Source organism: Coprococcus sp. AF102-57, assembly GCF_027686195.1.
Lineage (GTDB): Bacteria > Bacillota > Clostridia > Lachnospirales > Lachnospiraceae > Allocoprococcus > Allocoprococcus comes.
Window position 1 is genome coordinate 174,706 of sequence record NZ_JAQCSY010000004.1, and the last position, 14,661, is coordinate 189,366.

The window sequence follows — 14,661 nt, forward strand, 5'->3', positions numbered from 1 at the left end:
AATATTATTTATCCTGTTCTCAAGATAGAAGCAGACATTTTTGCACTGTTTATTTCCTGCAGACAAAAATGCCTGCTTCTTTTGTCACATCGTATCCTTTGCCAGCTTTTTGTTTTACATAATCTCTGAACTCCTGGTATCTGCTCAAGATGTATTGATTCTGATTGCCATGGCAGGAAAGGATATATGCGATCAACGGTTCTGCATCCTGAATTTCCAGCTTATCTTTATATTCCTGCCACGAAATTTCATGAAAATATGGTTTCAAGATTTCTTTTCCGTTTTCTTTCCCAAATTTCTCATACAGATTGTCAGCTGACAGTACAATCCGATTGTCAAATCCTTTTGCCAGCTCACTTACTTCTTTCATATGTTTTTTTCCATAGGTACTGCATATGAATCTTCCGGATTTCTTTAATACTCTTGCCACTTCCCTGCAGGTCTGACTCAGATCTTCACAATAAAACAGCATATGATTGGCGATCACCAGATCAAAGGTTTCTTCCATAAAGGGAATCTTTTCTGCATCTAGGATTTTAAATTCAAATCTCTTATCCTTTTGACCGATGTTTCTTCTGGCATCTCTTAACATACCCTCGGACAGGTCAGAAAGTGTTATGCTGATGCTGTCTGGTATTTTCTGTATATTTTCTTTCCAAAGCATTCCGTTTCCACAACCGATTTCTAAAACCTTCAGTCCATTTTTCAATTCAAGATTTCGATAGATCCAGGGGAACCATCCCTCTTTATTTACCGAATATAATCGGTGCAGGCGGATTCGGGAAGCAATATTGGTGGCATTTTGATACTGCTTCTTTACCGCATTTTCCATTCCTGTAAGATGAATCAGTTCCAGCATTTTGTTCCAGTTTACCGTATGATACTCTCTGATCTCACCAGAAGTATCTTCAATTGCCTTTTCAACCAGTTGCAATTGTTCGATCTTATCACGAACCAGTTTTAATTGTACTTCCAGCGAATCTGACAAAAAATGATAATCCATATCTCCGATAGTCATATTTTTGATATCATTCAGCGAAAAACCCAAAAACTTCAGCAGAAGTATCTGCTGAAGTCTTGTGAAATCCTCATCTGTATAAAAACGAGCTCCTGATTCATTTACAAAAGACGGTTTTAATATATCATGGCTGTCATAATATCTGATGGTACGCACGGTGACATGTGCCATACGGGCAAATTCTCCCGATGAATAAAATCCCTCTTTTTTCATTTATCTCTTACTCTCCAATCCCACTTTCCACTAATTCTACCATCGCTTCAAGTGCCTTCTCTTCATCTTTTCCCTCACACACGATCTCAATCGTATCTCCGGACTTAATGCATGCACCAAGCACGCTCAGAACACTTTTCGCGTTTCCTTCCGTATCCCGGTAATGAAAAGTGATCTTACTTTCATATTCCAGTGCCATCTTGCAGAAAAGTCCTGCCGGTCTCAAATGCAATCCCGTCGGATTTTTGATCGTTACCTTTTTACTGATCATTTTCTCCTCCACTGCTCTTTGTCAATGTGATCTGTACATTGATCGTATCTTCAAGTTCAATTCCGTCAGGAAGTGTAACCTGGATCGGAACATTATAGGTTCCCGCTGTCTTGCAATCGTTCAGATTGATTGACACGTTTCCTTTTTCAAGAGTAAAATCATCCAGATCCTCTTTAGAACCACGCACAACAATTTCCAGATTGCCCTGTTCTGCATATGACACCTTGTAATCCTTTGGTGCATTCAGTAGCGCAATGGAATTGTATGGGAATTCGACTGTCTTAGTTCCGAATTTCTCTACCTGGATCTTTATAACGATCGGTACGCCTCCTGCGCTGTCCTGGTCTGTCTTTGCCCAGTACGGAAGATAATTGGCGATATCTACTGTCTTCTCTATTGTCTGGTCCAGACCATCTTCTGCCAGCTCTTCTGCCGGAATTTCAATTGAATCCACTGTTTCCAGCTGCTCCTCTGTGCCTACGATCTGAATGCTTTCCGGCTGGATACTGATTCCGCTGAAATGATATCCGCTCGCAGTACCGATCAGTGAAGTATCAAATTCTACCGGAATACTCTTTGTCTGAAGCATGGTGATTTTTACCTTCAGTCCTTCGTCTCCCAGGTTATTCTCAATCTGTGTCGAATCTATGATCTTTCCATTGTTATCATAAAGAATCAGCTCTGCTTCTTTTTCCTCATCTTTAGACTGTCCTGAAACATCAACAAGTGCTACCACCTTGTCGATTGAATCGATTACTGATTCTGGCCCGCTGATCTTAATCTTCTCCGGATTTGCTTTCAGCTCACCCACCTGATATCCGTCTCTCGGTGTTCCCGAACTGGTTGCTGTGATCGGGAAAGTCTCTGATTTTCCAAGTTCAATGCTTACTCGCAAATTGATCGGGTTGGCAGTCGCCTCAAACCTTCCTGCATAAGAAGGGATCGATATATCGATTGGGATCAGGGATCTGGTTCTGACATCCAGATTCTTCATATCCGCTGTTGCCCTGATATCATCAGTTTTAATTTTATTTAAAATAGAACGTTTTGCCTTTACTGTTACGGATACCGTCCTGCTGTCATCCAGAATCTGATATGTATTGCCCGGATTTGTTACGATTTCCGGATGTGTCACTGTCACCTGGATTCCGGAAAATGTCCGTTCGTCCACCGGATCTTCAATATTCATAACAATTATCCATAAAAGGACAGAGAATACAAATGCCAACAACTTAAGACCCCAGTTTTTAGTCAACGCCCTTTTCATGCGATCTCCATCCTTTCCATATTTTTTTCAAACGTCCAATCTCCACACTCTTCTTACTGATAGATTCCAGACGTTTTTTCAGATATTCCGGTGTAACATTGCGCACAAGCTGTCCGCCCATCGCTACAGATACATACCCGGTCTCTTCTGATACGGTGACGATCAGAGCATCACTCACCTCACTCATTCCGACTGCTGCACGATGTCTGGTCCCCAGCTCCTTACTGATTCCCATATTGTCTGACAATGGAAGATAGCAGGTCGCTGATACGATCCTGTCTCCACGGACAATGATCGCGCCATCATGAAGTGGTGTGTTGTGTTCAAAAATATTGATCAATACCTGCGGTGATACAATACAGTCCAGCGCGATTCCGGTACTCTCGTATTCTGTCAACATGATTGCCTGCTCTACGACGATAAGCGCTCCTGTCTTCACTGCTCCCATCGCAAAGGATGCTTCTACGATTCCATCGATCGTTTTCTGGCTGAAACGTACATTATCTTTTCCTCTTTTATCCAGTGTTACCATATTGGGAACAAATTGTTTTTCCCCCAGTTTTTCCAATGCTCTTCTGAGCTCAGGCTGGAAAATGATCACGACTGCGGTTGCCATGACCGGAAGTGAATTCTGTGCAATCCACAAAATCGTATACATTTTAAAAACTGCAGCCACCAGAATAAACAATGCAACAACCAGAATCCCCCTCAGCAGCATCCAGGCTTTTGTATTCTTTATCCAGAGAATAATCTGATAGAATAAAAATGTAATAATCAGTATCTCAACAGCATCTACTACCCGGATCTGCGGGAAGTACCACGATTCTGATACAAATCTTTTTAAAACCTGTGTTAATACTGTGTTCAACAGTGTACCCCCTTTTCTATCCGTTATTTATACCCCTGTTTTTTATAATATTTCCCTATTTGTTATCGCTATTCAGTTCATTTTCCACAATGCTCTGAATATCCAGTTCTTCCTTCAGGCTCTTTGCAAGAAGGATTTCATCTGTATTGCCCCCAACTCTTGTCGGTCGCTGAACTGCCGGACTCTTTGGCCGTTTTACCTTAGAAGCCGTTTTTGTTTTGCGTACTGCCGGTTTCTCCGTCTGCCCACTCTTCGACCTCTGTCTTCTCTCCGGTTCTGTTCCCGCAATCTCACCTGTTTCTTTCCGCTCATTGATATGTTTAACCGTCTTCTCCGGAGCTGTCATCGAAATCTTAGGGATGGCTTTTACATAATAATAATATTCATCATCCTCAAACTGGAGACGTTCTGTTCTGGAATAATCCACCGAGAACAGGAAAAATTCCATGATAAAACCAATCACGACTGCTGCAATATTTCCAATGATCAGCATATTATAAGAAGTATGTATATCGAATACAATATCTCCGATCACAATTACAACAATATTCACAACCGCACCGGATGCTGCTGCGATTTTCCACGCATGATCTACCGAAAGCCGGCGCACTGTATATACCACAAAAATAGAGATAATAAATGCGATCACAGTGATCCACAGAGTCTTATCCTGGAATACCGTCTTCACAAACAGCGAAATCTGCCTAGTAATTCCATCCGCACTGGTGATCGCTGTTGCCGAAGTTCTCACACATTCGATCATATAGTAAATGATCGTTCCAAATACAACCGGTACTGCTGAAATCGGTCCAAGTACAAGCGCACAGGCAACCGGCACCACATACGGAACATGAAGCATAAATGCTACCGGTGTGACCAGAAGAAGAAGTGCCTTTTTCGGAGTAAATCTGCAGTAAAAGATAAACATTACCACAAAGATCAGTGCCGCTGCCGCTGCCACTCCTATAGACAGTTTGAACAGATGCACAATTACAAGTCCTGCCGCCACATACGCCGTTACAACCGGTGGAAGAAAGGTGCAGATCACTGCCAGTGCCACCGCTACAACCGGTGTCGCCACCGCTTTCATCAGTCCAATATTCTGGTTGATCATAAGAAATGTGACCAGTGCCAGAACAAACTGCACAGCTTTATCAATATAGATTGATTTTATCGCGTATAATTCCTGTAATTTATCTCTCCATACTATCAGATCATTCATTATCGTTTCTCCCTTTCATACATTCTGTTCAGTCTTGTAAGATCGTGATTGAATTGTTTCACACGCTTTCTTGCTTTTTCATGTTTGGTTCCGTAAAAATGGGAAGCAACGATTCCATAAAAAATAACAAGTACCAGATATCCAATTATCACAGCTGCCGCAAGCATCACAAGAAACTGCATATTCAGATTTTTCATCAGTTCATCCAGAAAAGCAATAACTCCGATTCCCACTGCAACAGCATAGCCGACCGTGACCCATATGATCGTAGCAATGGTGTGAAAGCTCCGGTAATCTTTCTTATAATAAGAACTGATCTTAAAATCTTCCTCTCCCTGTTTGCTTTCGTACATCGCCATCCTTGTCATCAGCTTAACTTTGCTTTCATTTAACATTTTGTCACCTCATACGTTTTATTCGTATATGCATTACTTTCAGTATAACAAATATCAGATTCCTTGTCCAATACTTACCGTCAAAAAGTATACATTTTCGGCTCCTGCCTTTTTCAGCACTCTCGCCGCTTCGTCTAAGGTACTTCCTGTCGTATAAATGTCGTCGATCAAAACGATATTTTCTCCTTTTACATTTTTCTGCACTGCAAATGCTCCCCTGATGTTTCGTTTTCTCCCTTTATCGCCCAGCTCTTTCTGAGGACTAGTCGCCTTAATTCTCTTAACAGCACCTGCATCCATGGCAATTCCGGTATTTTCTGATAATACTTTTGCTACAATTTCTGCCTGATTAAATCCCCGCTTTCTTTTTCGCCGTGAATGCAACGGAACCGGCACAATCAATGTGATCTTTCTTTCCCATAGATAAGAAAGAAAATGCTCTTCCATTTCTTTTCCGAACGTCTGTCCGTAAATCCTCCGGTTCTGATATTTCATTGCATAAACTGCATTTTCCACTGCATCTTTATGTACCCAGAGGCTTCTTCCATCAACAAAAAGATGCTTCTGCCTGGTGCAGTCATAACAATATTCTTCTTCCGGATCTGTCAAGGGCTTTCCACAGCACATGCATCTTACTTCACCAATATAAGGAAGTTTTTCACGACACGCCTTGCAGATTCCATTGTGTTCCGTAGAATGTTTCTTTCCTGCACTTACAATTTCTCCACAAAACGGACATTTCGAGGGATAAATTAGTTCCAGAATTGTTTCTTTGACCTTTTTTAAGTTTTCCATCCGCTTTTCGGATTTGATTTTCTACATTTTCAGTGTAACTATCCGCAGAATTCCCGGATCCGTTCTGCCAGACTGGTGTTCCGGTTGTGTTCATTGGTATTCCGGATCATCTCATGGAAGGTCTGGTCACTCCCGACAATTGTCACACATTTTCTGGCTCTTGTGATCGCCGTATAAAGAAGATTTCTGTGAAACAGCTGTCTTGGTCCGCTCAGAAGCGGGATGACAACCGCCGGATATTCGCTTCCCTGCGACTTGTGAATGGTGATCGCATAGGCGAGCTCCAGTTCTTCCAGCAATTCAAACGGATACTTTACCTTCCTTTTTTCATCGTATTCGACTTCCAGTGTTTCAGTATATGTATTGATCTCGGTGACAATTCCCATATCGCCATTGAAAATTCCCATTCCTTTATCCACCGTCAGTCCATACTTGGTTGTGATCTCCCATTCAAGCTGATAGTTATTCTTGATCTGCATCACCTTGTCGCCCACGCGGAATTTGTGATCGCCATATTCTTTTTCCGCTTTTCCCGGCTCCGGTGGATTCAGATACTCCTGCAAAATACTGTTCAGCCTTTCCACTCCCAGCAGTCCTTTCCGCATCGGTGTGAGTACCTGGATATCATATGGTTTTGCATTGACATATTTAGGAAGCTTCTTCTGGATCAGTGTCAGCAGAACACTGATGATCACATTCGGATCCTGTCTTTTCAAAAAGAAGAAATCCCGGCTTTTATTATCCAAAAGGACCGGTTCTCCCCGGTTGATCTTATGTGCATTTACCACAATATCACTCTCCTGTGCCTGTCGGAAAATCCGGGTCAGCATGACGACTGGAAAACATTCCGATGCGATGAGATCCTTCAAAATACTTCCCGGGCCTACTGATGGGAGCTGGTTACAGTCCCCTACCAGGATCAGCCTTGTCCCCGGTACAATTGCGGTAAGAAGTGCATTCATCAGAGGCAGGTCTACCATAGACATCTCATCGATGATGATCACGTCGGTTTCCAGTGGATTGTCTGCATTTCTTGCAAATCCGTTCCGGTTCGGGTTCTCATCCACCTCCGGATTACCGTTCACCTCCAGAAGCCGGTGGATCGTCTGCGCTTCCCATCCGGTTGCCTCTGTCATTCTTTTTGCGGCACGCCCGGTTGGTGCCGCCAACATAATTTCCATATTCTCACCGTGAAAATATTCGATCATGGCATTGATTGTTGTCGTTTTTCCGGTTCCGGGACCTCCTGTTAGAATCATAATTCCATTCCGCACAGCCGCCATGACCGCATTTTCCTGCTTCTCGTCAAGCTGCATTTCGGCTTCTTTTTCAATCTGATGGATCTTTTTTTCGATCACTACATTGGCTTCTTCATATTCCAGATTCAGATCATGCAGCATTTTCGCAGTATTGAGTTCCAGATAATAGAAGTGGGACACGTATACCCGCAAACCTTCTTCAGATTCTTTGAGTACGATTTTCTTTTCCATCGACAGATCCATCAGGTATTTCTCAATATCCTTGATCTCCACTTCCAAAAGTGCAGATGCCCGGCGAAGCAACACGTCCTTTGTCAGATAGACATGCCCTTCGGCAACACTCTGCTGTAAGGTATAAAAAATACCACTCCGGATACGGAAATCCGAGTCTGAATGGATGCCGATCTTCGTTGCGATTTCATCAGCGATCTTAAATCCGATCCCCTGAATCTGATCTGCAAGCTGGTATGGATTTCCTTCCAGTACCTGATAGGTCTTCGGACCGTAAAACTGATAAATCTTTGCTGCAAGTGTCGTCGAAATCCCAAATTTCTGAAGATAGATCATTGCCTTCCGCATATCTTTTTTCTCTTCTACCTGTACAGCGATCTCTCTTGCCATACGTTCGCTGATCCCACGCACCTCCGCAAGTCTTTCTGGTTCTTCTTCGATGATACGGAAGGTGTCTTCCCTGAATTTTTTCACAATCCTGCCGGCAAGAGATGCACCAACCCCTTTGATTGCCCCTGATCCCAGATAGCGTTCAATCGAAAGCAGATCTTCCGGTGCTTTGATCTCATAATTCAGCACTCGGAGCTGTGTTCCGTATACACTGTGAACCACATATTCTCCGTTCACCTCAATCAGCTCTCCCTCTGATAAATAGTTAAAGTTTCCGACACAGGTCAGATCGCCATCATCATTATTCAAATTAAATACGGTATATCCATTGTCTTCATTGCGAAATACAATGTGTTCTACGTAACCTTTTACTGTTTCCATACTTTTTTCCTTTTTAAAAAGGCTGTCTCTCTACAGAAACAGCCTTCTCATGTGCTTATCACTAGAAATCTTTTTTTCCGTTCATAAACTCCACATACTGACCGGTACCGATTGCAACAACCTTCATCGGGTCTTCCGCTGTCATCGTATTAATGCCTGTCCTTTCTTCGATCAGTTCTTCCAGCCCGCGAAGCAGCGCACCTCCACCTGTCAGTACAATTCCACGATCCAGAATATCCGCGGAAAGTTCCGGCGGTGTTCTCTCCAGAACCCCAATGACCGCTTCGACGATCTGACTTGTAGTCTCATGCAGTGCTTCTTCGGTCTCAGAAGCCGTTACCGTGACCGTCTTTGGCAATCCTGTTACCAGGTTCCGCCCCCTTACTTCCATTGATTCATCTTCTACAAGAGGATATGTCGTTCCGATCTTGATCTTGATATCTTCTGCTGTCCTGTCTCCGATCAGCAGAGTGTGCTTTTTCCGGACATAACGGACGATTGCTTCATCAAAATCATCACCTGCAACTTTTAATGATGTATTCACAACAGTTCCTCCAAGGGAAATCACCGCAATGTCGGATGTACCACCACCGATATCCACGATCATGTTGCCGCATGGTTTTGAAATATCTATTCCGGCTCCGATTGCCGCTGCAACCGGTTCCTCAATCAAATGTACTTCCCGCGCACCGGCTGCAAAAGCAGCCTCTTCTACCGCCTTTTTTTCAACCTCTGTAACACCACTTGGCACACAGATACTGATATTCGGCTTCTTAAATGTACGCTTTCCCAGTGCTTTCTGAACAAAATATTTGATCATTTTTTCTGTGACAATGTAATCGGAAATAACGCCCTGTCTGAGAGGTCTTACTGCAACAATGTTCCCCGGTGTCCTTCCAAGCATCAGCCTTGCTTCTTCACCGATTGCTTTTATCATATTGGTATCTCTGTCAAAGGCAACGACTGAAGGTTCTTTCAGTACAACTCCCTTTCCTTTCACATAAACGAGGATACTTGCTGTTCCTAAATCAATTCCTAAATCTATTGACATCACGATTCCCCTTTCACATACTCACCTTATTATAATCAAATCTTTAATAAATAGAAAGTCTTTTTTTCAAGTTCAGGATTTTTTAAGATTTCTGTATCATTTTCTGTCCAGCATCATTTTGATGTATTTTCCTGTATATGAATTCGGGTTTTCTGCCACTTCTTCCGGTGTACCGCACGCAACAACTGTGCCCCCCTTGTCACCGCCTTCCGGTCCGATATCGATAATATAATCTGCTGTCTTGATCACATCCAGGTTATGTTCGATCACGATAACCGTATTGCCATCTGCCGCGAGTCTGCGCAGGATTTCCGTCAACTTGTGCACATCTGCAAAATGAAGTCCGGTTGTTGGTTCGTCCAGAATGTACACTGTCTTCCCAGTGCTTCTCCGGCTCAGTTCAGTTGCAAGCTTGATCCGCTGTGCTTCACCGCCGGAAAGGGTTGTAGACGGCTGGCCAAGACGAATATAAGAAAGTCCTACATCGTAAAGTGTCTCCATTTTTCTACGGATACTCGGTACATTTTCAAAGAAATGAAGCGCCTCTTCTACTGTCATATTCAGAACATCATAAATGCTTTTTCCTTTATATTTTACCTCCAGTGTCTCACGGTTGTAGCGTTTTCCGCCGCATACCTCACACGGCACATATACATCCGGAAGGAAATGCATCTCGATCTTGATGATTCCATCTCCGCTACACGCTTCACAGCGTCCGCCCTTGACGTTAAAGCTGAATCTTCCTTTTTTATAGCCTTTCGCCTTCGCATCCGCGGTTGCCGCAAACAGATCCCGGATCAGGTCGAATACTCCGGTATATGTCGCCGGATTGGATCTTGGCGTCCTTCCGATTGGAGACTGGTCAATGTCGATCACTTTGTCCAGCATTTCCAGTCCTTCAATCCGCTTATGCTTTCCAGGAATCACACGGGCACGGTTTAGCTTTTTCGCCATACTCTTGTAAAGGATTTCATTCACCAATGAACTCTTGCCGGAACCAGATACGCCGGTTACACAGGTCATCACGCCAAGTGGGAACTTCACGTCAATATTTTTCAGGTTGTTCTCTGCTGCACCTACAACTTTGATCCAGCCGGTCGGAACTGCGCGGGTTTTCGGAACCGGGATCTTGATCTTTCCGCTTAAATATGCACCTGTGATCGACCGTTCTACTTTCATGATCTCCTGTGCCGTTCCCTGGGCAACCAGTTCTCCACCATGTTCTCCGGCTCCCGGTCCGATATCGATTACCTGGTCTGCCGCAAACATGGTATCTTCATCATGCTCAACCACGATCAGTGTATTTCCAAGATCACGGAGATGCTTGAGTGTTGCGAGAAGTTTGTCATTATCTCTCTGGTGCAGGCCGATACTTGGCTCATCCAGAATATAAGCCACACCCACAAGACCGGAACCGATCTGCGTCGCAAGCCGGATTCTCTGTGCTTCTCCACCGGAAAGAGTTCCTGTTGCACGGGCAAGTGTCAGATATTCCAGACCCACATCCAGAAGAAACTGCAGGCGCGCTTTGATCTCTTTTAATATCTGTCCGCCGATCATCTGCTGCGTCTTTGACAGTTCCAGACTGCTGATAAACCGCTGAAGCCGTTCAATCGACATTGCTGTTACGTCTGAAATATTTTTATCTCCGACCGTTACCGCAAGTGCACCCTTTTTCAGTCGCTGTCCGCCACATTCTCGGCAAGGTGTGATCTGCATAAAACTCTCATATTCTGCTTTCATAGTCTCCGATCCCGTTTCACGGTATCTTCGCTCCACATTTCGGATCAGCCCATCAAATGCAACGTCATAGATCCCTTCCCCGCGTTGTCCTTTATAATAGACCTTGACTTCTTTTCCATTAGTCCCACGAAGTAAAACATCCTGGATTTCTTTCGGATACTGTTCAAACGGCGTATCCAGGTCAAAATGATATTCCTTGCAGAGTGCTTCCAGAATCGCGTGAGTAAAACTGCTCTTATCGGTACAGGACTGCCATCCTGTCACCACGATTGCTCCTTCATTGATACTGAGTAATTTGTTCGGAATCATCAGGTCTTCATCAAACTCCATTTTATATCCGAGTCCGAAACATACCGGGCAGGCACCAAATGGATTGTTAAATGAAAAGCTTCTCGGCTCGATCTCATCAATACTGATTCCGCAGTCCGGGCAGGCAAAATTCTGGCTGAAATTCAGCGGTTCCCCTCCGATCACATCCACAACCAGAAGCCCCTCCGCAAGACTTAATACACTTTCTATGGAATCTGCAAGTCTTTTTTCAATCCCCGGCCTGACAACCAGACGGTCTACAACAATCTCAATATTATGTTTGATATTCTTGTCCAATGTGATTCCTTCGGAAAGCTCATACATATTTCCGTCAATCCTTACACGGACATAACCGCTTTTCTTTGCTCTGTCCAGAAGCTTGACATGGGTTCCCTTTCTCCCCCGCACAACCGGTGCCATCAGCTGGATCTTTGTCCCTTCCGGAAGTGCCATGATCTGATCGGTCATCTCATCTGCCGTCTGCTTCTTGATCTCTCTTCCACACTTCGGACAATGCGGAATCCCGATTCTCGCATACAGCAATCGAAAATAATCGTAAATCTCCGTCACAGTTCCGACTGTGGATCTCGGGTTGCGGTTCGTAGACTTCTGGTCAATGGAAATCGCCGGTGAAAGTCCTTCAATACTTTCTACATTCGGCTTCTCCATCTGCCCAAGAAACTGTCTTGCGTAAGAAGACAGAGATTCCATATATCGTCTTTGTCCCTCTGCATAAATTGTATCAAATGCAAGGGATGATTTGCCGGAACCACTGAGACCGGTCAGTACTACCAGTTTGTTCCTCGGAATATCTACATCAAGATTCTTCAGATTGTGCTCGTTCGCACCTCTGATCTTTATCAGTTCTTTCTTTTTTTCAGCCATCTGTTCTTCCTCTTCTATCTCTTCGCTTTACTCCATCTCATTCAAATGCTTTTTCAGCTCGATCAGCTTATCACGCAGCTCTGCTGCCGCCTCGAAATTCAGCTCTGCTGCCGCTTTCTTCATCTGCTTTTCCAGCTTCTTGATCAGCTTCTCCAGCTCTGCCACACTCATGGATTCCGGATCTTTTTCCAGCCTCATCTCTTCTGCTGCAACCTTCTTTGAAATACTGATCAGATCACGCACCGACTTCTTGATCGTCTGTGGCGTGATTCCATGTTCTTCATTGTATTTCATCTGAATCTCACGACGGCGCATCGTCTCATCAATCGCCATCCGCATCGAATCCGTCATGTTATCCGCATACATGATAACATGCCCCTCTGCATTTCTCGCCGCACGACCAATGGTCTGGATCAGTGAAGTTTCCGAACGCAGGAAACCTTCTTTGTCCGCATCCAGAATCGCTACCAGTGTGATCTCCGGAATATCCAGGCCTTCTCGAAGCAGGTTGATTCCAACCAGTACATCAAATACATCTAGGCGCATATCCCGGATGATCTCTGTCCTTTCCAGAGTATCAATATCCGAATGTAAATATTTCACACGAATGCCAAGCTCCCGCATATAATCGGTCAGATCTTCTGCCATACGCTTTGTCAGTGTTGTGATCAGTACCTTATTCTTCTTCGCTGTTTCTTTATTTACCTCACTGATCAGATCATCAATCTGTCCTTCGATCGGGCGCACTTCTACTTCCGGATCCAGAAGACCTGTCGGTCGGATTACCTGCTCTGCCCGCAGCAGTTCATGAGACTCCTCGTACTCTCCCGGTGTCGCCGATACAAACAGTACCTGGTCAATCTTACTTTCAAATTCCCCAAAGCTGAGCGGTCTGTTATCCTTTGCCGATGGCAGACGGAATCCATAATCTACCAGTGTTGTCTTTCTCGACTGATCGCCGTGATACATGGCTCCAATCTGTGGAATCGTCTTATGCGACTCGTCGATCATGATCAGAAAATCATCCGGAAAATAGTCAATCAATGTACATGGCGGCTCCCCTGCTTTCTGCCCGGTCAGATGCCTCGAATAGTTTTCAATTCCGGAACAAAATCCTGTCTCTCGCATCATTTCTATATCAAAATTCGTTCTCTCAGAAATACGCTGTGCTTCCAGAAGCTTATCTTCCCCTTTAAAATAACGGATCTGCTGCTCCAGTTCTTCTTCAATCTCCCCGATGGCACGCTCCATATTCTCCTTGGACACTACATAATGAGATGCCGGGAAAATTGCCACATGCCCAATCACATTCAACACTTCACCGGTCAATGTATCAATCTCTGTTATTCTGTCTATCTCATCACCGAAAAATTCAACTCTGTATGCAATTTTTTCCGAATACGCCGGGAAAATCTCAACCACATCTCCTCGCACCCGGAACGTTCCACGCTTGAAATCCATATCATTGCGGTCATACTGGATCTCAACCAACTTCTTCAGAACTTCATCCCTGTCTTTGATCATGCCCGGTCTAAGTGAAATCACCATTTCCTTGTAATCAATCGGCGAACCCAGTCCGTAAATGCAGGACACACTTGCCACAATGATGACATCATTCCGCTCAGAAAGCGCTGCTGTCGCAGAGTGGCGGAGCTTGTCGATCTCATCGTTGATGGCAGAGTCCTTGGCAATGTAAGTGTCGGATGACGGAACATAAGCTTCCGGCTGGTAGTAGTCGTAGTAGGATACAAAATATTCCACTGCGTTATCGGGGAACATCTCCTTGAACTCTCCGTATAACTGAGCCGCTAACGTCTTATTATGAGCGATGACAAGTGTCGGCTTCTGTAATTGCTGAATCACATTTGCCATCGTAAAAGTCTTTCCAGAACCCGTAACCCCTAGTAAAGTCTGGCATTGATTGCCTTCCTTGAACCCTTTCACAAGCTCTGCAATCGCCTGTGGCTGGTCTCCGGTTGGCTCGTATGGGGCTTTCAATTTGAACTCATTCATGGTAAATTCCTCCATTTGTGACTTTTACTATGACCACTATCAGCCAAAAATTCGTAATCAGATTCGTAACGAAATGCCCATTTTTGTCTCGAATAGAGGTCATTTTTGTCTCGTTACGAATAAAAGTCACAAAATTCATATTTGCGGATAAAACAGCACTCGGAAATGCCTGATGATACTAGGCTCCGGTTCTGTCATATTTTTACTGTTTGTTCTTGTAACAGTCCCTATTATATCAAACATTTTTTTGAAAGTATATAGATGAAAGCAAGAAAAAAGTACAAATGTTCGATTCTCATTTGTACTTTTCTATCTTACTACTATTCTACTACAATATATTTATGGATAAT

The 14,661-nt window shown here is 44.0% G+C and carries 11 protein-coding genes; all 11 read right to left on the minus strand.

What is annotated here, in order from left to right; all coding sequences use genetic code 11:
* Nucleotides 1-49: 49 nt before the first annotated feature.
* The 11 genes from PGZ10_RS04375 to uvrB all read right to left on the minus strand — a co-directional run bounded on the left by PGZ10_RS04375 (nucleotide 50) and on the right by uvrB (nucleotide 14,311).
* Nucleotides 50-1,231: a MerR family transcriptional regulator gene (locus PGZ10_RS04375; RefSeq protein WP_117836243.1), complete on the minus strand. Its 1,182-nt coding sequence runs from the start codon at nucleotides 1,229-1,231 to the stop codon at nucleotides 50-52.
* 7 nt (nucleotides 1,232-1,238) lie between these two features.
* Complete coding sequence (locus PGZ10_RS04380; RefSeq protein WP_008374578.1) at nucleotides 1,239-1,502, minus strand: HPr family phosphocarrier protein; 264 nt, start codon at nucleotides 1,500-1,502, stop codon at nucleotides 1,239-1,241.
* A complete protein-coding gene (locus tag PGZ10_RS04385; RefSeq protein ID WP_167531630.1) occupies nucleotides 1,492-2,691 on the minus strand; it encodes a CdaR family protein in 1,200 nt (399 codons plus the stop codon). Before PGZ10_RS04385 ends, PGZ10_RS04380 begins: the two co-directional genes overlap by 11 nt.
* A 58-nt stretch (nucleotides 2,692-2,749) precedes the next feature.
* A complete protein-coding gene (gene cdaA / locus PGZ10_RS04390; RefSeq protein WP_117836241.1) occupies nucleotides 2,750-3,637 on the minus strand; it encodes a diadenylate cyclase CdaA in 888 nt (295 codons plus the stop codon).
* Between the two features lie 55 nt (nucleotides 3,638-3,692).
* Nucleotides 3,693-4,859: a hypothetical protein gene (locus tag PGZ10_RS04395; protein ID WP_117836239.1), complete on the minus strand. Its 1,167-nt coding sequence runs from the start codon at nucleotides 4,857-4,859 to the stop codon at nucleotides 3,693-3,695.
* Nucleotides 4,859-5,254 carry a hypothetical protein gene (locus PGZ10_RS04400; RefSeq protein WP_117836238.1) on the minus strand — a complete coding sequence of 132 codons (396 nt, stop codon included), beginning with the start codon at nucleotides 5,252-5,254 and terminating at the stop codon, nucleotides 4,859-4,861. The genes PGZ10_RS04395 and PGZ10_RS04400 overlap by 1 nt, the downstream gene beginning before the upstream one ends.
* Before the next feature lie 54 nt (nucleotides 5,255-5,308).
* Nucleotides 5,309-6,049 carry a ComF family protein gene (locus PGZ10_RS04405; RefSeq protein ID WP_117836236.1) on the minus strand — a complete coding sequence of 247 codons (741 nt, stop codon included), beginning with the start codon at nucleotides 6,047-6,049 and terminating at the stop codon, nucleotides 5,309-5,311.
* A 38-nt stretch (nucleotides 6,050-6,087) separates the two neighbouring features.
* On the minus strand, nucleotides 6,088-8,310 hold the full coding sequence (recD2, locus tag PGZ10_RS04410; RefSeq protein ID WP_270246091.1) for an SF1B family DNA helicase RecD2: 2,223 nt from the start codon (nucleotides 8,308-8,310) through the stop codon (nucleotides 6,088-6,090).
* 61 nt (nucleotides 8,311-8,371) lie between these two features.
* Nucleotides 8,372-9,361: a rod shape-determining protein gene (locus PGZ10_RS04415; RefSeq protein WP_270246092.1), complete on the minus strand. Its 990-nt coding sequence runs from the start codon at nucleotides 9,359-9,361 to the stop codon at nucleotides 8,372-8,374.
* A 96-nt stretch (nucleotides 9,362-9,457) separates the two neighbouring features.
* Nucleotides 9,458-12,298 carry an excinuclease ABC subunit UvrA gene (uvrA, locus tag PGZ10_RS04420; protein WP_270540756.1) on the minus strand — a complete coding sequence of 947 codons (2,841 nt, stop codon included), beginning with the start codon at nucleotides 12,296-12,298 and terminating at the stop codon, nucleotides 9,458-9,460.
* 27 nt (nucleotides 12,299-12,325) lie between these two features.
* Complete coding sequence (gene uvrB, locus PGZ10_RS04425) at nucleotides 12,326-14,311, minus strand: excinuclease ABC subunit UvrB (protein ID WP_270246094.1); 1,986 nt, start codon at nucleotides 14,309-14,311, stop codon at nucleotides 12,326-12,328.
* Nucleotides 14,312-14,661 lie beyond the last annotated feature (350 nt).